A 19,826-nucleotide genomic window follows, 5' to 3' on the forward strand; every position below is an offset into this window, starting at 1 on the left:
CATGACGAAGAGAAACATATTTTTAGGATTGATAGTTACTGCGTCTTATATACACGCTATGGAAAAACAAAATCTATCGGTTACATTTCCTGAAGAATTTCCAAAAGAAACAAAAACTGAAGTTGCACGACGAGGGTTAGAATCTTTATTGAATGATTTTTGCAAAAATTTAAAACAAAAACAAGATGAGTTGAAATCATTTAACCAAATTATTAATCAAGCATTGGCATTTATACAAGCAGGAGCTAACCCAGATCTTCAACTGGCATGTCCTTCACGAGCAGGGTATAATGCTAAGCTCGAAATTCCTTACACAGAAAGCCCCTGTTTACGTAACACATTATTAATACTCGCCACGGCATATAATAAACTTGAGACAGTAAAAAAATTATTGCAGTTAGGCGCTAACCCAAATATACAGAATGCATGTGGTGATAGTGCTCTACATATCGTAGCTAAACAAGCAGCAAATTCATTAGGAGGTGATGGATGGAGTGCTAATATACCTGACATAGCCAATTTACTCGTAAGCTCTGGGGCAGATAAATCTCTCAAAAATAATGAAAGCAAAACCGCCTATGATATTATAGTAGATGTATTTCCTTTTGGGGGTGTAACTCATAGAGTACCTAATGCAAGCTTCATTAATCATATGTATTACTCTCTTACTACATTACTACAACCAAAATAATTTTTATTAATATCGGTTAGGTCTGCTTTATTGCAGACCTTTCTTGCCAATGAGTTGGAGATTATTAAAAAAGTATTTGATGCAATTTAAAATATCGAGAGTAAAGAACTAATTTCAACATAAAAAAAGCCCCACGAACGTGAGGCTTAATTTTCGAGTTAATGATAACAATAAATTATAAGATTCCAGCTTTTGTTAATTCTTCAACTATATCTGGGTGATCCTTCAGTAACTCTCTAATAATTAAGGGCTTATGCATCAGCATTTGTACTGCGGTTATTTTTGCCATGTGTGCAGGCATTCCTTCTTTACAATATTCATTATAATCATATAATATTGTTTCAACTACAACACCAACACCTAAACCCCTAATCTCCTTACCTGCTAACTGTTGTACTATTGTAGTTTTTTCCATAAGATGATCACACCCTATGCTACTTAAACGGTCTCGCAAAACTTCTGCTTTTGGCATAGTAATTGTCTGATCCATTGCTGCGCTTAAAACCGGAACACTAATCAGTAATGTAAGTAATTTCAAATGCATATGATGACTCCTTGCTGGTTAAATATTAAATATTTTTATAGATTAAGCCTTATGCGCAAAAAGTAAACCAAAAAACCCTTTAATTTTATGAATTATTTATGACTTCTTAAGTAGAAGAAAAATCGGATCATCTAAAGTGCATCAGTTTATTGGTTACCTGAACATCCTGTTCAAAATATTGATGAAATTCATGAGGTAGCTCTTGATAAGCATACTTGCCAGTTACAAAACTAAAATCCAATCCACAATACGTATTCCAAATAAGAACAATTTCTGAAGTTAAAAGACCATTTGCTATATCATCTATACATGCGTTTATTGGCTTTGCACTATAGGTACCTTCTAAAGAAATTTCCTCAAGTTCTTTAAATAGCTTTATGACAAATGCACTTTCTTGCGTCCAAGTCCCATAATTGGTACCGCAAAATTTGGTGTTAATAATCAGTTGCTCAGCAGGAAAATTAACTAACGGAATCGTACTATCCACCATATGCAACAACCTATTCGTTTCAACAAACAACTCTTGTGTTCTTTGTTGGAGTGTTCCCGGCTCAGCTTCTGGCTCTACTGCTACGGCAATTATTTTTGTTCTAGAATTATGTAATGCAAGTCCTAATAATAACCCTGCGGTAGTCGCACAACTGCCAATTGGTAGATATATCACATCCGGCTCAGGCATAACGTCTTGTACAATTTGTTCATACAACTCACATGCAGCATTTACAAATCCCAAGGTACCTATAGTGTTTGATCCACCGGTGGGTATACGGTATGCATATGGATTACGTTCTACTATATCTGCACATGCTCTGTCCCTACTTTGATTATCCGGAAACAGACACAACTGCGCATGTAATTCAAAATCTAGTATCAAATTTTGACGCACCACATCTGAATTTGGCTGATGCTTGAGCATCAATATGGTGTCCATACCAAGTTCATGTGCATATGTTGCCGTAGCCAATGCATGGTTAGATCCAACACAGCCATATGTAATAATAGTACGTGCTTGTTTTTGTTTAGCATCTGCTAATAACCATTCCAATTTACGTGGCTTATTACCGCCATATAATCGATGGCCGTTTTTTGTTCTACCCGTCAGATCATCTCTTTTTATATAACAATCAGAATATCCGATTCTTAATCCAAAATTACTAAGTTTGGTCACAGGTGTTGGTAAATCACATAATGAAATATAGGAAACACGTGATGCTAAAACAGGAAACTTTCTAAATAATGCACATGGTGTTATATATAACATATTCCACAATACACTCATAAAAATAAGTCTTTTTAACATGTTCAACTTTCTGCAACTAACTTCATTAAAAAATTAATTTATTACGCAAACTCAAACCCAAGGATATCTTTTGCCTGCGCATATTTCTCATTCAATTCCTGTTCATCACGTGCACCCAGATGTATCAACCCATACCGAAAACTTTTACCATCCTGAAATGCCTCAGATAACTTTTTACCTTCAGCACCATACGCCTCAACTCTGACATCAGGAAATAATATGTACAATTTTTCGATATCTGCGGGTGTTGGCATACGCCTAATATATCTATCTTCAAAAATACGCAACACCAAACTTGCAGCAATAGCATATTTCCCTTTTTGTACCGTTGGCTCTGGTTTTTTGCCTATTGCTACATCAAGTGCATAGGTATAACTATTAGTCCCATCAACCTTTTCATATAAATCAGCAAATTGAGCAGCCATACGCGTGTTTACTTCAATAATATGAATGGCATTAGTCATTGGATTATACATCATTTCAACATTAAAAAAGCTGTTATTAAATTGTACGCCATGCATTAATCTACACACAATATCATACATACGCTTTTGTACATGATCAGGCAACCTAGATGGATATACAAATCGCTCAAAAGAAATGGTACCTGGAAACATAATTGAATCAACAATACCTACTAACCCCACATGATTATCAACTACATATCCTTCCAACGTTACTTGATGCCCGGATAATAATCCTTCTGCCAATAAATAATCTGATTTCAAATCACATGCCGCATACTTATGCAAAGACCAATCAAGCGTATGTAAAAAATTGGATGGAACACGACTAGTGTGTACAAAATGCTTTATATCATGCACGTTATATGCCGTATCGGCAAAAAGAGAAAAAAATGATTTAACCGGTTTTACAAAGACTGGAAACACTATATCACATGAATTTACCTTAAACCGTTGCGGATCAAGTAATGTATAATATGGCGTAGCTTCCGGCACATATTGTTGTTGTAAACACCGCGAATAATACTTATGTTGCAATTGCGTAATAATAGCTGGGTGCACACCTGGTACACCAAATTCATATGCTGCAATATTAGACAATATACTGCCTGGATAATCATCAGAACTCATGATGCCAGATACGTTCTCATGCTCAGCTACATTAAGTATGTCACTCACCGTATGAAAAGGATCACTACACACATCAAATGCATCTTGTATACCATTATGAGCTATCCTATTTACAAACTGATCTGTTTCATGGAAAACAATGTCATAATCTCCGCGCACATGCACAAACCCTAATTCTCTTTTATCACGCTCATATGGGCAAACAACGAGTATCTTTTTTTTCATTGCTTTTCCTTTACAAGAAAAAACGCTCACTGCATGTGAGCGTAATACAAGTGGAAAGGCAAATAAAATAGTTTTTCTACTCAACTGTCACAGACTTAGCCAAATTCCGCGGCTTATCAATTGGTCGGTCAAGTTCTTTGGCAATAGCATAGACCAAATATTGCATCACACCAGTCATGGCTAAAGGACTAAGCAATGGCTTTACCCGTGGTAAAATAAATACCACATCTACTAAGTCACACAACTCTTCTTGACCTTCAAATGCAAAGGCTATAATGTGGCCGCCGCGCGCTTTTGCTTCTTGCGTATTAGATAACAATTTTTGATAAATGAGTGGATCTTGATGAGAAAAAACAAAGATTGGTGTTTCTGCATCAACTAAAGCCAATGGCCCGTGCTTAAGCTCTCCGGCCGGGTAACATTGAGAAAAAATATACGCCACTTCTTTGAGCTTTAGAGCTGCTTCCATAGCAAATGGGTAGCTCATATGACGCCCTAAGAAAATAGCTTTTTTATAGCGTGCATAGTTAGGTGCCAATGTTTGTGCAATTTCAACTTTGTAATTTTCCAGCGTGTTTTCCAGGACTTCTGCCGCTACAAGCACATCACTTTCAGCATGCGCCATATCTACATCAGAAATAATACCTTTTGCATGCGCAATACGATGCGCCAACCAATACAAAGTGGCCAATTGCGTAGAGAACGCTTTGGTTGAAGCTACTGCAACCTCTCTACCTGCTTGTGTTAACAAAAAGCCATCTGCTTCACGCACCATGGTACTTGATGCGACATTTGTTAATGCCAAGGTAGGAATATTCATAGAACTAACCAAACGCATTGCCTCAAGCGTATCTGCAGTTTCTCCCGATTGCGAGACAGCAATATATACACTATTTTGTTCAGGGAAAAATGATTTATACCGAAATTCAGATGCAAGATGTACCGCTGTTGGCACCATGCATATTTGCTCAAAATAAAATTGCGCAATACGTGCTGCATGCCATGAGGTGCCACATGCTACAAGATTAATTTTATCTAAATTACGCACATAGTCTTGAGATAACCCAATGTAATCATCCCAAATTTTTTCACCCAAGTTGCACAAAAAATCTATCGTCGCATGTATAGCACCTTTTTGCTCATAAATTTCTTTGAGCATGTAGTGTTCATGTCCCGTATTTTCATGCGCGTCCCAAGCAAGATCAACGCTCTGCACCTGTGGTTGTAGTGGGCTACCCTTAAAATCATATAATTCAATCATATCTTTTTGTAGCACTGCAAAACTACTATCAGGTACATAAAGCACTTTGTCTGTTTTGCCTGCAAAAGCTAATGCATCTGATGCTACAAACATTTCACCATCACCAATACCAATACACAATGGTGAACGTTTACGTACAAGAATCATCTGATCAGGTTTGTCTTCCATAATACAAATAAATGCATAAGCACCTTCTAACTTATTGACTAAGTCAATCAGTGCAGGCTTAAATGTTTTATGTGCAAGTAACAGGACTTCAAAAAGACGAGCTATAATTTCTGTATCAGTATCTGAGTCAAAACTATGCCCAGCATCTTCCAGCTGGGCTTTAAGTTCATGATAATTTTCGATAATACCGTTATGTACTATCGCCATCTTTTTTTGTGAATCGAACTGCGGGTGTGCGTTGCGATAGGTCGACGCACCGTGCGTTGACCAACGCGTATGGCCTATGCTGACATAACCATCAATAGGAAGTGTATCAAATTGTTTAGTAAGGTTTTCAAGCCGGCCTTCACTTTTCGCATACAATAAGCGATGATCATCGGGACTTAGACAAGCAAAACCTGCAGAGTCATACCCACGATATTCTAACCTGCTCAATCCTTCCAACACAAAAGACCTACTCCGGTTCTTCCCGACATAGCCAACAACGCTACACATCGGTTCATCCTTTTTATTTTGAACAAAAATAAGTAATAGATTAGCGTTTCACGAATTGGAACTTACGACGGGCACCACGTTGACCGTATTTTTTACGTTCTTTTACACGTGCATCTACCGTCAAAAAGCCATATTGGCGTAGTGCTGATCTAATGCCTTCGTCTATGGCTACCATAGCTCGAGCAATACCCAACTTGACCGCGTCAGCTTGGCCTTGTTTGCCACCGCCAACAACATTAACGGCAACATCATAATTATCACCAACAGAAACTGCTTTTAGAGGAGATTTTGCTATGCTTCGGGTCATATCAGTATCAAAATATTTAGTATATTCAACACCATTCACAGACATGTTGCCTGTCCCACGACGAAGCCATACACGAGCGACCGATTTTTTACGACGCCCTACCCCATGAGATAGTGGAGCATTTTTTGGAGCTTTCTCTGCTTTTTTAGCTACTTTTTGAGCTGATACAGCTGCTGGTTTAGCCGCTGATTTCTTTTTTTCTGCCATGCGTTTTTTAGAACCTCTTTATGCCGGAGTTTTATACTTTATAAAGGTATTAATTATTATGCCCATAATAAGGAAAATGTCAATTAAGGGCTTAGATATGGCATAACTGATAAATAAGCACCCTTTTGCTTGTAAAACAACTCCTCATTTAGCTACACTCATATTGACTATCTGTAAATCTAAAAAGGGGGATTTCTATGAAAAAAAGCAGTATAGCAGTATTATTGGTTAGCTTTGGAGCTATAAGCATTACCGGTATGAGCTCACAAGACATACAATTGACCATAGCACAGGCTCAACCAACAGCTCTAGCAAAAGACCGGCTGTTCCAAGATCGAATTCCAGCTGCAACTTTTGAAAAATGGCATAAAGCAGTAGCTGCTGTCGAAAAATACACTGAAACAAACGGCAAGGGTGACTCAATCCTCATGAAAGCAATGGATAAGGTTAAACAAGCCAACGATAAACTGATTAATACCCTTAAGATAACTTACAACACTTCATTCTCAAAACCAGGCGTATCCGGATCAGATAAAAATAGGATCGAGCTTACCATGGACTTTAAAGATATCGAAACAAACATGAAAAAAGTCCAGAAAGACCTGGAAAGCGAACGATTCTTTTATACCGGAAAACAAAAATCTCAAGCACTTATTTTAGCACTTGCACAAGCAATTGAAGCGGTAGCAACTAAAGCCATGAAAGATATAGAAAAAGAAATAAGAGCTCGCCGATAGACACTAGAAAACGAGTGTGTAATGACTATGATTACTCACTCGTTTTTTCTTCAAATGTTTCTTGACATACTAAGCAACGCGCTGCGTTCGGATATGATTTAAGTCGCTTGGGTGAAATTTCTTCACCACAGTCTACACATAAACCATAGGTACCTTCTTCTATTTTTTTTAATGCTTGAATAATTCTATTGTATTCTTCCAACTCAGTATCTTGAAAAGAAGATTTTAATGATTCCATAGTAGAAGAAAGTGCTTTATCACCAGGATCTTGCACTTGATCATCGGTAACTTTTTCTTTAGCCATGCGCGTGAGTTTTTCTTCTAACTCTTGTTTGCGCGCAGTAAGTTCTTGTCTTATTGCTTCAAGATTTCTCTCCACCATGCTTCCTTTTCTGTTGAAAAAATTTCTTCAATAATACTTCCGATTTTTCTGACTCAACCCCCTCAATAATGGCGAGCAAGTCTCTATTGTATACCGAAAGTTCAGCTGCATTGTCAAGACGATATCCAAACAAAGGAGAAGATGCACCATATACTACACCATTAATTCTACTCAATCTGATTAATCCCATACACATAGCACATGGCTCTAACGTAACATATAACCAACAACCTTCCAGACGCCAATCGCCTATCGTATTACCAGCATGGGTAATTGCAATACACTCCGCATGCGCACATTGAGAATGCTTTTGTTCAACTTGATTATATCCACGACCAATAATTTCACCATGCGCATTCACTACCACTGCACCAATCGGCACTTCGTTTTCTTTTTGTGCACTGCATGCTTCTTGCAATGCTTCTTGCATAAAAACAATATCTTTTTCTTTGCCAAAAACACTTGCATTCATAATGCCTCACTTGATTTACTATAACAATGGTAAACAACTAGAAAAAAATGAATATTTGATTATACTAATTGTAACACTATTCTTAACATTATCATTTTCAGTATAGTGCCTCTATAAACTGTGTAAAAAAAGATAAAAATTTGGCAGGAGATGCCTATGGCAAAAGATCCAAAAGATCCTAAAGATCACAATAGTCCAAAAGAATATACAGCAAGTATGATTCGAGTTATGGAAGGACTCGAAGCCGTACGCAAACGTCCTGCTATGTACATTGGATCAACCAGCGTACATGGTTTACACCATCTCGTATATGAAGTTGTTGATAACTCAGTGGACGAAGCTCTTGCTGGTCATTGCAATACTATTCATGTAACGTTGAACACTGACGGCTCATGTACCGTTGAAGATAATGGGCGTGGTATTCCAACCGGTATTCATCCTACAGAAGGCATATCGGCTGCTGAGGTAGTACTTACCAAGTTACATGCCGGTGGTAAATTCGAAAAAGAAGCATACAAATTTTCTGGTGGTTTACATGGCGTTGGTGTGTCTGTTGTAAACGCGCTTTCTGAATGGCTCAAAATTACCATTTTTCAAGATGGTAAAATTCATTTTCAAGAATATAAACGAGGCAAACCAGTAGCGCCATTGCATGTGATTGGTGAAACAAAAAAGCGTGGTACCGTTGTACAATTTTTACCCGATCCACAAATCTTTACTGAAACTACTGACTTCAGTTTTGAAACATTGTCCGCACGCTTGCGTGAATTAGCATTTCTTAATAAAGGACTGCGTATCACACTTGAGGATAAGCGCGAAAACAAAAAACACGAATTCTTTTTTGAAGGTGGCATTGTTTCATTCGTTGAACATATCAATAAAAAGAAAATTCCACTTTTCCCTGAAGTTATTACCTTTGAACAAAGCGATGATAATTACGTACTTGAAGTCGCTATGCAGTACAATGATGGGTATGGAGAACAACTATTTTCTTTCGTAAACAACATTAATACGGCAGAAGGTGGTACGCATGTTTCTGGCTTTAAATCCGCACTCACCAAAGTTTGCAACAAGAAAGCACAAGAATTAGGCATCATTAAAGGTGGTGATGGTTTTTCAAGTGATGATGTACGTGAAGGCTTGGTAGCAGTTCTCAACATCAAGGTACCAGAACCGCAATTTGAAGGCCAAACAAAAACTAAATTAGGTAATAGCGAAGTAAAAGGTATTGTTGATTCATGGACCTTTGCATATCTTGATACTTACTTTGAAGAAAACCCTTCAATCATGCGTAAGATTCTGCAAAAGGCAGAACTTGCGAAACGTGCTCGAGATGCTGCAAAAAAAGCCCGCGAATTAACACGCCGCAAAAGTGTTTTGGAATCAGCTATTTTGCCGGGTAAACTCGCAGATTGTACCATTGAAGATCCATCACAAACAGAACTGTTCATTGTAGAGGGTGATTCTGCGGGAGGTTCTGCAAAACAAGGTCGTGATCGTCTGAACCAAGCAATTTTACCGCTTAGAGGTAAAATCTTAAACGCAGAAAAAGCTCGTTTAGATAAATTACTTTCTAATGAAGAGATCAAAGCATTAATATCTGCTATTGGTGCAGGTATTGGAGAAGAATTTGATGCAAACAAAGCGCGTTATCATAAAATAATTCTTATGACTGATGCTGACGTTGATGGATCACACATTCGCACGCTGCTTCTTACGTTCTTCTTTAGATATATGAAGCCTCTTATTGAACAAGGTTACTTGTATATTGCCAAACCACCATTATACAAGGCGAAAATTGGCAAAAAAGAAGAATACCTCAAAGATGAAAAATCATTTACTGAGTTTTTATATGATTGGGCACGCGAACAGACGGAGCTCTATGTTAAAGATCAGCTTATGGATGCCACCATTTACAATAAGCTTCTTAATGAATTGCTCGTATACGATGAGCAATTAATTAAACTTGGTGGAAAATTTAGACTCGCACAGGACCAATGCCATCAATTGGTTGCCGCAATGCGCGTATTCCCATGGCAAGCAAATGAAGGTGTAGATGCACTTATTGAAAACCTTAAAAAAGTATTCAAACAATATAGTATCTCACATGAAAAATCTCACATTCCTGCTGACATTGAAGATCCACACACAGAATACATTGAACAATATGGCGATATTGTGTTCAGACAATTAAGCAAAGAATGGACAGTGCCATTTGAGTTCTTCACCTCTTCAGAAATTCAAACTTTGCTTAATCAGCTCAACAAATTAAGTTTGGTAGAAGACCATACCTGGAAAATTCAGGCTCTTACCAAAGATCGGTCCGTATCAGGTAAAGGTGCGAGCAAATTTATGCAAGCAATAAGCGCTCTGAGCAAACCTTACATGAATATCCAACGCTATAAAGGTTTGGGTGAAATGAATCCTGAACAATTATGGGAAACATCGATGGATGCAAAAACACGTACCATGCTCAAGGTTACCATTGAAGATGCTCTCGAGGCAGATCACTGGTTCAATACACTCATGGGTGATGATGTACAAGGACGTAAAGAATACATTGAAACCTTTGGACACTTTGTACGTAACTTGGATATATAGTTTATGCAAAGACCTCAGTACAACACTGAGGTCTTTTTAATAATTAAATATTTATGAACAATTCATTACTTACATCTATTCATACATTCATTCAACAACATAATCTACTGCCTTCTGGCTCTCGTGTTGTGCTTGGCTTGTCTGGCGGTCCTGATTCCATATTTTTGTTATACATATTAGCCGATCTGCACAAGCAAGGAATCATTCAGTTAACCGCGGCTCACCTTGACCATGAATGGCGTGCTGATTCGTCAAAAGATGTTAAATTTTGCCAAATGGTAACGCATAAGCTAGGAATTCCATTTGTTAGTAAGAAAATTTCTGAGCTTTCTTCTGCAAAATGGGATGGGTCAAAAGAAGAATTTGGCCGCGTCATGCGTCGTCAATTTTTGGAATCAGTAGCACAAGAAATCCAAGCAGATCGCATTGCACTCGCTCATCATTTGCAAGATCAAGAAGAAACATTTTTTATTCGTTTAATTAGAGGCAGTAGTTTGACAGGACTTACTGCCATGCGCGCACAGCATGGCAACTATATCAGGCCATTATTAGAAGTTAATAAACAAGACATTATTGCCTATCTTGCTGAACACGACATATCATATTTGATTGATCCAAGTAATGAGTCACCTTTGTTCCTGCGCAACCGCATTCGTAATACGGTGATGCCGGCTCTGCGCGCATGCGACACTCGATTTGATCAAAATTTTTTGATTACACTCAATCGACTCAAAGATACGGAACACTTTCTTGAACAACTGACTGCAGAAACTTTTGCTCACATTACCAAAACTGATAACAATACTACTAGACTACACATTCCACAGCTACTTGCTTTGCACCCAGTCCTTGTATATCGCATACTTGTGTATTGGTTTGTACAATCACGAGTACCATTTGATCCAAGCCAAAAATTCTTTGATGAAATTTTACGCTTTCTCAGACAACCCGGCAGCAAAACACATGCCATTCACCAGCAATGGTCTCTTGTAAAAGAAAAAGAATGGGGTATGATCAAATAAAAGAGGAATAACTGTCTATGAAGCGTTTTATGACTTTTTATATGTGCTTATGTATAATGCCTAACATGGGTTATGCTATGCAACGTTCTCAAGATAAAATAACCAAAGCTGAACATTATGTTGATACTGCCTGTCAGCTCATTGATGACTTTGTTCAACAAGATAATATGAATCAATCCCCGCGTATCCAAATAGCTATACAAGTTGCACATGCAGCCATCAGTAAATGTCATGATGATGAAACAAAAACTAAGCTTACCCGTAAACTTACGCAAGCCCAACAAACATATGATTTAAATAAAAACATTCCTAAGCTGACCAAACGCAATTCTCAAGATAGTAAGGGCACGCGTAATAAGAGTTGTACTTTATTTTAAAAAAAAGGAATTATATTCATGAAGCTCATAAGAAGCATTGTTATACTATCATTCGCGACGTCTTCCATTATTGCCATGGAAAAAACACCGCGCCTTGAAAACATTTTGACCGAGGCAAATCAATTGCTCCACCAATTGCAAGAATTCCGCGATATAAAAAATATAAAACCCATTAACAAATTATTAACACAGGCTCAACCACTTATCGACCAAGAAAAAAACCCTACCTTTAAACAACTATACCAAGCAAAACTTAATTACATACAAGAATCTATTAATGCTTTTGAACTACATAGATCGTCCTCTCAAAAACTACAAATATCTGATGAAGGTTATGACGAAATACGTTCATCTCAAGAATTACCTGTACCTAATATGGATAATTCAGATATTGAACAAGCTACTATGGCCGTCATTTCGACTGTTGTCAAAGATAAAAAAACAAAAAAAGGATGCTGTATTTTATAATAATAAAAACAGGTTACAACTATGAAATATGTACTCTACTGCACTATTGTATTAGCTACATCAACAGTATTTGGTATGGAACACTCTATTTTTAACACTTTTAAAAAAATACATGCAAAGTTAGATATCTTGCATGCACAACAAACTTTTGATGCACATGAGATTTATGCTATAGAACTTACTATGGATAAAACAATTTATGCTATTCAAAAAATACAAGGTGAAAGCCGTAGAAATACATTAATAAACCAATACAATATCATTCAAGAAAAAATAGTGACCTATTATAAAAGAAATAATAAAAATTTGGTTAACTTTAAATAATAAATCGCCACAATTTATCTTGCCCAACAGAAATACCAATGCGTGGTGTTGCACAAATGGTGTCAGGTATAACCCCTGCGGTCACATATAGTTCACCTTTTTGCATTACATTCATATAGTTATGTTGTTTGGTAATATGGAGAGCTTGTGTTAACTTTCCGGGACCATTGGTGAGTATACGTATATCTTTTTGCTGACGGTAGTAGGACATTAACTCAATACCTTCAATTGGTTGGATTGCTCTAATTAACACAGCACCAGCAATCTGATTTTCTGCTCGTGCAACAATATTAAAGCAAAAATGATTCCCATAAATAAAGTAGACATATGCATACCCTACTGGGCCAAACATAGGCGCATTACGCTGTGTTTTACCACGGTAAGCATGACTTGCCGGATCGTCAGAAAATCCATATGCTTCTGTTTCAGTGATGATGCCTGAAAGGTTGATACCATTAATTGTACGAATTATTTTTTTACCTACTAAATCTTTGGCAACCTCAACCGTGTCACGCTGATAAAATAAAGGATCAAGAATCACATTATACCCCATTTATAAGTAAACATCTGACATTTATTATAGCAAAAAATAGGGCAATCATTTCGTTTTTTAGTATAAATACGCTATTCTAAGAAAAAAAGTCCGTGTCGCATAAAGGGAGAGCATGGAAGTCAGACGTCACCAAAACAATACGCTTGCAGCATTATTGCTCATATCAATTCTCTTGCATCTTATGCTCGTTATACCTTTTATCACTATTGATTTTGATATCTTACCTGAATCTCCCCTACTTGAAAAACTTAAAGAAATACATCAAGAAATTAATCCGCCCATGCATGAACGTGAAGAATGGGCTGCACTAGCGCCTCATCAAGGCGCTCCGGTTATTATGGTTGATACAGATGAGTTCAGCAATCAACAAATTACACAAACCGAATCACAAGATGATACCACACAGGGTGATAATACACCCGATCAATCTGTACAAGCCATGCTTAAAGACTTACCCGAATTAGAACAAGCTGATGTCCAGAAAACAGAACTCGTAGAACAGAACAAAGAGTCAGATAAATTAGCCTCTGTACAAAAGCCGCTTCCATCCTCACCAAAAAAACCTGAAAAAACTCAAACGACCAATACCACGGTCAAAAAACCATCTCTTACTCTTGCTAAAATTGCACAAGGATTTGCAAAGCACATGGAACAAGAAGGCGATCTTTCTATTGCTATGGCAGGCAGAAGTAATGCAAAAGCAACAGAGTCTCAGCTGCGTGTTGGTCGATTCTTACAAAAAATACTAGCATGCGTACAAACAAGTTGGCGTACGCAAATAAGTAAATATCCTCTCAGTCACCCTATAAAAATTGATATTCACTTTAACATGGTAGTTAATAAAGATGGTACCTTGAATAATATTATTCTCACGCGATCAAGTGGAAGTCCATCACTTGACGTATACGTTGCCAATATTATCAGAGATGCAAGCAGTTCATTTCCACCTATTCCCGATTATTTGAACTGGAATATTTGTACTATCAGATGCGATTGGGATGATTTACCACTTCCCGACACACCAATTCAGTTTGTGGTGTCACATTAAGTCCTGCTCACCATAAAAATCTTCACGATATACGTGTAATTGTGCTACGGTAATAGTAAGTAAAAAAGTGAGACCCATAGACTTGGGATATGTAGATGAAACGGGTAACCAGTATCATGTTAAGCACAGTACTATGCACCATGCTGCCTTTAGTTGGCAACTCAAATGATTTCACTATTTCTATTGAACCGTCTTGGGAAAATCTTGAACATAATCATGAAAAAAATATGCAATTTGGCGGTAAATGGATGCTCGCTGGTACCATAACCTTTAAAAAGAAAAAGGCCGATGAAGCAGTACACTTGCACAAATTAGAATTACACTGGCATGGGGCTTCAATTGATGCGTTGATAGCATCTTTGTATAAAAAAAACTTTGATCCAACAAAAAAAGAATTTTTACCTATTCAGGATTACTTAGTATGCGATGGTACCTGGAATAAAACAAAACAAACTTTATTACTCAATTTCGAGAACAAACATACACTGGGGCCCATTGAAACGTTTTATTTGGTACTCACCGTCCCAGAAACTATAGAACATGCCCTCAAAGGCGGCTTCTTTTCACTTGAATCCAATTGTTTACCCGATCCATTCAAGAAATGCATGCAAGGTAATACATTGGCTCTCGCACTTAACATGTTGAAATAAACCTAGCATCACTAGACACTCTCATTCTTTTGTTTTATAACTTGGTGGTATCATCAAAAAAGGGATGTCATGGCAAAAATTGTCATCATTGGTGCAGGGCTTACCGGATTATCTGCCGCCTATCACTTAGAAAAAAAAGGTTTTTCTGATTACTTACTCTTTGAAAAAGAATCAACCATTGGTGGCCTGTGTCGATCTGTGCAACAAGATGGCTTTACATTTGATTTTACCGGACATTTATTGCACACAAGCGACCCATACTTCAGAGCACTACTAGAAGACATCGTTGGATTAGAAAATTTTAATATTATACAACGCCGTTCATTTGTTTATTCACAAGATGTATATACACGCTATCCCTACCAAATTAACTTATATGGCCTGCCAACACAAACCATTGCAAACTGCATAGAAGGATTTGTGCAACGCAGTACACATATTAAACAACCAAAAACATTTCGCGATTGGGTACTCAAAAACTTTGGTGCCGGGTTTGGCAAACATTTCTTTTTCCCCTACCAACGTAAAATTTTTGCCTATGATATTAACAAGTTATCTGCCAGCTGGACTGGACGTTTTGTGCCAAGTACTTCACTGACACAAATTATTAATGGCGCATTATATGATAACACTGAATCCATTGGCTATAATGCCAATTTTTTATATCCCAAACATGGCGGCATATTTGCTTGGGTTGAAAAATTCGCCCAACGTATTAAAAAACCAATACACACCAATTTTTGCGTACAAACAATTAATTTACAGCATAAAACGATCACCTTTACCAACGGCCATGTTGAACCATTTGAGCAATTGATCACCACAATGCCACTTGATAATTTGCTAAATCACCTAGAGGATAAGCCAACTACCGCTTTCAAACGGGCACGGCCATATCTATTATGTAACTCGGTCGTAAACTTTAACCTTGGTATTAAAAATAAAAATGTTTCAGACAAACATTGGATATACTTCCCTCAAAGAAATTACCCTTTTTATCGTCTTGGATTCCCACATAATTTTGCTGATTCAATGGCCCCTGCAGGATGTAGCTCATTGTATGGTGAGTTTGCCCACGTAAACAAGCCTGCATCATGGGTGAAAAAAACCTTACAAGATGCATTGCACAAAACCAAACATGTTCTTAATATCAATGAACAAGATATTGCGACTGAATGTATCATTCACATTCCACATGCATATGTTATTTATGATTTTTGGCGTGAAAAGAATCTCAGCACATTATTACACCGCCTGCAAGAACAACATGTCTACTCAGTCGGGCGCTATGGCGAATGGAAATATGCCAGCATGCAAGAAGCAATACTCGATGGCAAAAAAATTGCTGATACGCTCACCATTATTCCTGCACGCAGATACCACACGCCATCAAAAATTAACCAACAAAAAAGGAATATCTCGCATGAATCACCGCATCCAACCAGCACTCATCCTGAGCGCACTTAGTTTTACTATGCACACCCACGGAGAAATACCTATGAAGCATCTACAAAAATTTTATGCACATAAACATGTTCTGGTAACCGGGGGCTGTGGCTTTATTGGGTCACACATTGCGCAAATACTCGTCAATATTGGTGCACAGGTCACGATCCTTGACGATCTTTCAAGTGGGACATTGGAAAACATTGCCGATTTTAAAGACCAAGTTACTTTTATTCATGATAGCATTACCAACTTTGATGCATGCTTACAAGCCACTAAAAATCAGGAAATCGTATTTCATGAAGCTGCATTCATTTCGGTGCCCGAATCAGTTGCAAACCCTACGCGCTGCCATGAAGTAAACGTACATGGCATGTTTAATATGCTTGAAGCTGCACGGCATAATAAAGTAAAAACATTTGTCTACGCATCATCTGCTGCGGTCTATGGTCAACGAGAAGGAATCTGCAAAGAAGATATGCAACCATCCCCTACTTCACCGTACGGATTTTCAAAGTTAATGAACGAGATATATGCACAGCAATATAGTACGGTCTATAGGATGACCACCATTGGGCTACGCTATTTTAATGTCTACGGGCCACGACAAAACCCCAACGGTGCATACGCTGCTGTAGTTGCAAAATTTACACACCAGATGCAAAATAACTTGCCCATAACTATTTTTGGTGATGGACAACAGACACGTGATTTTATCTCGGTTGAACAAGTTGTAGAAGCAAACTTAACACTTGCAACACTTGACCCTGCTCTAACCAATAAACAAGTTTTTAATATTGCCACAGGAAAAAGTATTTCTTTACTTGAACTTATAGATCAACTTAAAGTTAAATTTCCTGGATACCATCAAGAAATACAATTTGTTCCAGCACGTAGTGGTGATATAAAGCATTCAAGTGCTGATTGTAGTAAGTATCAAAGGGCGAGTTTGCAAGTGATCAAACAAAATCTTGGTTATGAACAACAATCTGATTAAAGTGTACATTTTTATATTTGTAAGTTTGCGCTACCCGCGCGGGGCAAACTAATTTGATTTTTGCATTGCATGTGGCTATCTAACTTTGATTTTATTTTTTGTTTTTTTGAAAATTTGCCCTGTCCGGGCCGGACCAGATCTTTTGCTTGTACAAAAGATCTGGACTAAAATATCCGTCTACGCTTATCCGGGCCTTCCGGCTCGGCAAGCTACGAACGGACAGGCACCAACTTCTCCTCCGCTCACACTGAGCTTGTCGAAGTGCAACATGCTGTTGGATTGCCTAATTCTCACATAATTCTGCTGACTCATCCGCTAGCGCGGCTTCGTATCAAGGTGCTCGAATAGAAGACTTTTTATTTTATAAAATAAAAATCCGGTAGCGCATCGGTAGACCTCGGCCGACAAGGCCAGAGGGTCGTGTCCTATGCGCGGTAGAAGGATCAAACAGGCTGTTTGTGTCTTTTAGTCAAGGTATTTTGGACAAGCAAAATACCTTGCTCCGCGCGAGCAGCGCAAACTTATAAATTAAAAAAATAGAATCACAAAGGAAAATACGATACGAAATAATTTAATAAATCAAATTAGTTTGCTCAGTGCGAGAAGCACACCACTACTTCCCTAAATTCTTAGCATTCGGTATTTTCTGCAATACCTCATTAAATGAGCCTTGTCCCTTTTTGAGTATATTAATCGCTTTTTGTACTTCTGCTTTTACCTGTGGACTATATACACCAATAACTTCATTATTAATGCGCTGCAACAAGGCAATTAATCCATCAAGATCATCACTAATTGTTTTACCCGCACTACCAAGTAACTCATATCGTTTATTTTGGTCAGTTGTAACAAATTGACTTTTGAGTGGCGCAAAAGCTCGCACTGTCTCTTGCCAATTCGTTTGTAACTCAACTACCTGATCTTTTAATGAAGGTATGGTTTTAGCAGCCAGTTGCCAACTTGCACCCGGACTTGGAACTTGAGCTTGCATTAGTGAAGCCACAAGGGATACGGCACATATAGCCATGCATTTTTTCATACAAGTTCTCCCTACTTTCAATTTTAACCTAATCTGGCATCACCACCCTTCTCATTGAGATAGTAGCAATTTAACCCTTTTAAAATCAATACTTTTTAATAAAATATATAATATAATAGATTAAGTTTTTATTAGATATGCCAAGGTAGGTATAAAAAGGCTGCCCTACTGACAAATGTATGTTATAATGATAGGCAAAATAAATATAAATAAGCCTAAAAATACCTAAAAATACTATGATGAATAAAAAAGATTACTATGACGTTTTAGGTGTCCCGCGCACCGCTTCAGCAGATGAGATCAAATCTGCATACCGTAAACTTGCCCTCAAGTACCACCCTGACCGTAACCCAGATAATAAAGAAGCTGAGGAAAAGTTCAAAGAGGCAGCTACTGCCTACGAAACCCTATCTGATGATAAAAAACGCCGCACCTATGACCAATTTGGTCACGATGCTGCACAAGGCATGGGTAGTGGTGGTTACCATGGTGGTGGCTTTGGCGGTATGAATATGGAAGATATTTTCGAGGCATTTGGCGATATCTTTGGCAGCCAACAACGCAAGCGCCGCGCACATGGACCGCAAGCAATCCGTGGCCATGATCTTACTAAAGAAATATCAATCTCCCTCAAAGATGCATTCTTAGGTGTTAAAAAAGAAATTAGCTATTATCACTTCTTCAATTGCCAAACATGTGATGGCAAAGGTGCTAAACCAGGTACGACTACGCAAAGCTGCACCACCTGCAAAGGTATGGGGCAAATTCAATATCAGCAAGGTTTTTTCATGTATGCCCAAGCATGCAGTTCCTGTGCCGGCCAAGGGTACATAATCGCTTCCCCATGCAGCTCATGTAGCGGACAATCGCGTATACAACAATATGATAAGTTTACGGTAACCATTCCGGCAGGTATTTATGATAACGCTGAGTTACGTATCACCGGCAAAGGTGATGCCGGGGTATATGGAGGTCAACCTGGTGACTTATTCTTAAAAATCAAAATACAACCAGACGCAAAATTTACCCGCGCAGACGACGATTTGGTTTGCAGAATAATGTTGACCTACCCACAACTCGTTCTTGGCTGCCAGGTTGAAATTGAAAGCATTGACGGTACAAAAGAAACTATCAAGATCCCCAAAGGGTGCCCGGTCGGTGAACGCATTGTAATCCCCGGTAAAGGATTCCAAAAGCTCCGCAGCAAAGTACGCGGCAACTTGGTAGTAATTACTGAATGCCAAGTACCAAAGAAATTATCTAAAGAAGCAAAAGATGCTTTGAATAAGTATTCAGAAATAATTGGTACCGAAACTGAATCATCCGGAGGATTTATCTCCGGATTGTTCAAAAAGTTTTTAGGATAAAAAAAGGCCCCGTATTTTTTGGGGCCTTTTTTTTATAATTAATCTTCTTGA

21 protein-coding genes are annotated in these 19,826 nt (G+C 38.0%); 12 read left to right on the forward strand and 9 right to left on the reverse strand.

Features of this window, described 5'->3' with window-relative positions; all coding sequences use genetic code 11:
• Position 1: 1 nt before the first annotated feature.
• The gene (locus PK943_02190) at positions 2-691 is read left to right on the forward strand and encodes an ankyrin repeat domain-containing protein (protein ID HRN78022.1); all 690 of its coding nucleotides are present in this window, start codon (positions 2-4) and stop codon (positions 689-691) included.
• Positions 692-866: 175 nt separating this feature from the next.
• On the opposite strand, the gene PK943_02195 is transcribed toward PK943_02190, so the two are convergent.
• The 5 genes from PK943_02195 to rpsI all read right to left on the reverse strand — a co-directional run bounded on the left by PK943_02195 (position 867) and on the right by rpsI (position 6,292).
• A complete protein-coding gene (locus PK943_02195; GenBank protein HRN78023.1) occupies positions 867-1,235 on the reverse strand; it encodes a hypothetical protein in 369 nt (122 codons plus the stop codon).
• A 127-nt stretch (positions 1,236-1,362) separates the two neighbouring features.
• On the reverse strand, positions 1,363-2,535 hold the full coding sequence (locus PK943_02200; GenBank protein ID HRN78024.1) for a pyridoxal-phosphate dependent enzyme: 1,173 nt from the start codon (positions 2,533-2,535) through the stop codon (positions 1,363-1,365).
• A gap of 41 nt (positions 2,536-2,576) precedes the next feature.
• Positions 2,577-3,854, reverse strand: coding sequence for an ATP-grasp domain-containing protein (locus tag PK943_02205; GenBank protein HRN78025.1), 1,278 nt, complete (start codon positions 3,852-3,854; stop codon positions 2,577-2,579).
• 76 nt (positions 3,855-3,930) lie between these two features.
• Positions 3,931-5,778 (reverse strand): glutamine--fructose-6-phosphate transaminase (isomerizing), encoded by a 1,848-nt coding sequence (glmS, locus tag PK943_02210; GenBank protein HRN78026.1) that lies wholly within the window; start codon positions 5,776-5,778, stop codon positions 3,931-3,933.
• A gap of 40 nt (positions 5,779-5,818) precedes the next feature.
• On the reverse strand, positions 5,819-6,292 hold the full coding sequence (gene rpsI, locus PK943_02215) for a 30S ribosomal protein S9 (GenBank protein HRN78027.1): 474 nt from the start codon (positions 6,290-6,292) through the stop codon (positions 5,819-5,821).
• A 197-nt stretch (positions 6,293-6,489) separates the two neighbouring features.
• Between rpsI and PK943_02220 the strand changes: the two genes are divergently transcribed.
• On the forward strand, positions 6,490-7,029 hold the full coding sequence (locus PK943_02220; protein ID HRN78028.1) for a hypothetical protein: 540 nt from the start codon (positions 6,490-6,492) through the stop codon (positions 7,027-7,029).
• 31 nt (positions 7,030-7,060) lie between these two features.
• On the opposite strand, the gene PK943_02225 is transcribed toward PK943_02220, so the two are convergent.
• Positions 7,061-7,408 carry a TraR/DksA C4-type zinc finger protein gene (locus PK943_02225; GenBank protein ID HRN78029.1) on the reverse strand — a complete coding sequence of 116 codons (348 nt, stop codon included), beginning with the start codon at positions 7,406-7,408 and terminating at the stop codon, positions 7,061-7,063.
• On the reverse strand, positions 7,392-7,883 hold the full coding sequence (locus tag PK943_02230) for a nucleoside deaminase (GenBank protein HRN78030.1): 492 nt from the start codon (positions 7,881-7,883) through the stop codon (positions 7,392-7,394). Before PK943_02230 ends, PK943_02225 begins: the two co-directional genes overlap by 17 nt.
• A 156-nt stretch (positions 7,884-8,039) precedes the next feature.
• On the opposite strand from PK943_02230, the gene gyrB reads away from it, so the two are divergent.
• Genes gyrB through PK943_02255 form a run of 5 tightly spaced genes read left to right on the forward strand, consistent with a single transcriptional unit; the run spans position 8,040 to position 12,675 of the window.
• On the forward strand, positions 8,040-10,484 hold the full coding sequence (gyrB, locus tag PK943_02235; GenBank protein HRN78031.1) for a DNA topoisomerase (ATP-hydrolyzing) subunit B: 2,445 nt from the start codon (positions 8,040-8,042) through the stop codon (positions 10,482-10,484).
• 53 nt (positions 10,485-10,537) lie between these two features.
• Positions 10,538-11,506 (forward strand): tRNA lysidine(34) synthetase TilS, encoded by a 969-nt coding sequence (gene tilS, locus PK943_02240; protein ID HRN78032.1) that lies wholly within the window; start codon positions 10,538-10,540, stop codon positions 11,504-11,506.
• A gap of 17 nt (positions 11,507-11,523) precedes the next feature.
• Positions 11,524-11,883: a hypothetical protein gene (locus tag PK943_02245; GenBank protein HRN78033.1), complete on the forward strand. Its 360-nt coding sequence runs from the start codon at positions 11,524-11,526 to the stop codon at positions 11,881-11,883.
• An 18-nt stretch (positions 11,884-11,901) separates the two neighbouring features.
• Positions 11,902-12,351, forward strand: coding sequence for a hypothetical protein (locus PK943_02250; protein HRN78034.1), 450 nt, complete (start codon positions 11,902-11,904; stop codon positions 12,349-12,351).
• A 21-nt stretch (positions 12,352-12,372) separates the two neighbouring features.
• Positions 12,373-12,675: a hypothetical protein gene (locus tag PK943_02255; protein ID HRN78035.1), complete on the forward strand. Its 303-nt coding sequence runs from the start codon at positions 12,373-12,375 to the stop codon at positions 12,673-12,675.
• On the opposite strand, the gene PK943_02260 is transcribed toward PK943_02255, so the two are convergent.
• The gene (locus PK943_02260) at positions 12,668-13,216 is read right to left on the reverse strand and encodes a DNA-3-methyladenine glycosylase (GenBank protein ID HRN78036.1); all 549 of its coding nucleotides are present in this window, start codon (positions 13,214-13,216) and stop codon (positions 12,668-12,670) included. The genes PK943_02255 and PK943_02260 overlap by 8 nt on opposite strands.
• A gap of 124 nt (positions 13,217-13,340) precedes the next feature.
• On the opposite strand from PK943_02260, the gene PK943_02265 reads away from it, so the two are divergent.
• The 4 genes from PK943_02265 (at position 13,341) to PK943_02280 (ending at position 17,369) form a co-directional block, all read left to right on the forward strand.
• Positions 13,341-14,276, forward strand: a complete 936-nt coding sequence (locus tag PK943_02265; GenBank protein ID HRN78037.1) for a TonB C-terminal domain-containing protein — start codon at positions 13,341-13,343, stop codon at positions 14,274-14,276.
• 95 nt (positions 14,277-14,371) lie between these two features.
• Positions 14,372-14,926, forward strand: a complete 555-nt coding sequence (locus PK943_02270) for a hypothetical protein (GenBank protein ID HRN78038.1) — start codon at positions 14,372-14,374, stop codon at positions 14,924-14,926.
• A 69-nt stretch (positions 14,927-14,995) separates the two neighbouring features.
• Positions 14,996-16,393 (forward strand): FAD-dependent oxidoreductase, encoded by a 1,398-nt coding sequence (locus PK943_02275; protein HRN78039.1) that lies wholly within the window; start codon positions 14,996-14,998, stop codon positions 16,391-16,393.
• Entirely contained in the window at positions 16,350-17,369 is a 1,020-nt protein-coding gene (locus tag PK943_02280; protein ID HRN78040.1) for an NAD-dependent epimerase/dehydratase family protein, read from the forward strand. The genes PK943_02275 and PK943_02280 overlap by 44 nt, the downstream gene beginning before the upstream one ends.
• Positions 17,370-17,982: 613 nt before the next feature.
• On the opposite strand, the gene PK943_02285 is transcribed toward PK943_02280, so the two are convergent.
• Positions 17,983-18,408 carry a hypothetical protein gene (locus tag PK943_02285; GenBank protein ID HRN78041.1) on the reverse strand — a complete coding sequence of 142 codons (426 nt, stop codon included), beginning with the start codon at positions 18,406-18,408 and terminating at the stop codon, positions 17,983-17,985.
• Between the two features lie 236 nt (positions 18,409-18,644).
• Here PK943_02285 and dnaJ point away from each other — a divergent pair, with 236 nt between their 5' ends.
• Positions 18,645-19,775 (forward strand): molecular chaperone DnaJ, encoded by a 1,131-nt coding sequence (gene dnaJ, locus PK943_02290; protein ID HRN78042.1) that lies wholly within the window; start codon positions 18,645-18,647, stop codon positions 19,773-19,775.
• The last annotated feature ends 51 nt before the right edge of the window (positions 19,776-19,826 follow it).

The organism is Candidatus Dependentiae bacterium (genome assembly GCA_035445995.1).
In the GTDB taxonomy this organism is placed as follows: domain Bacteria; phylum Babelota; class Babeliae; order Babelales; family Vermiphilaceae; genus DAOMRS01.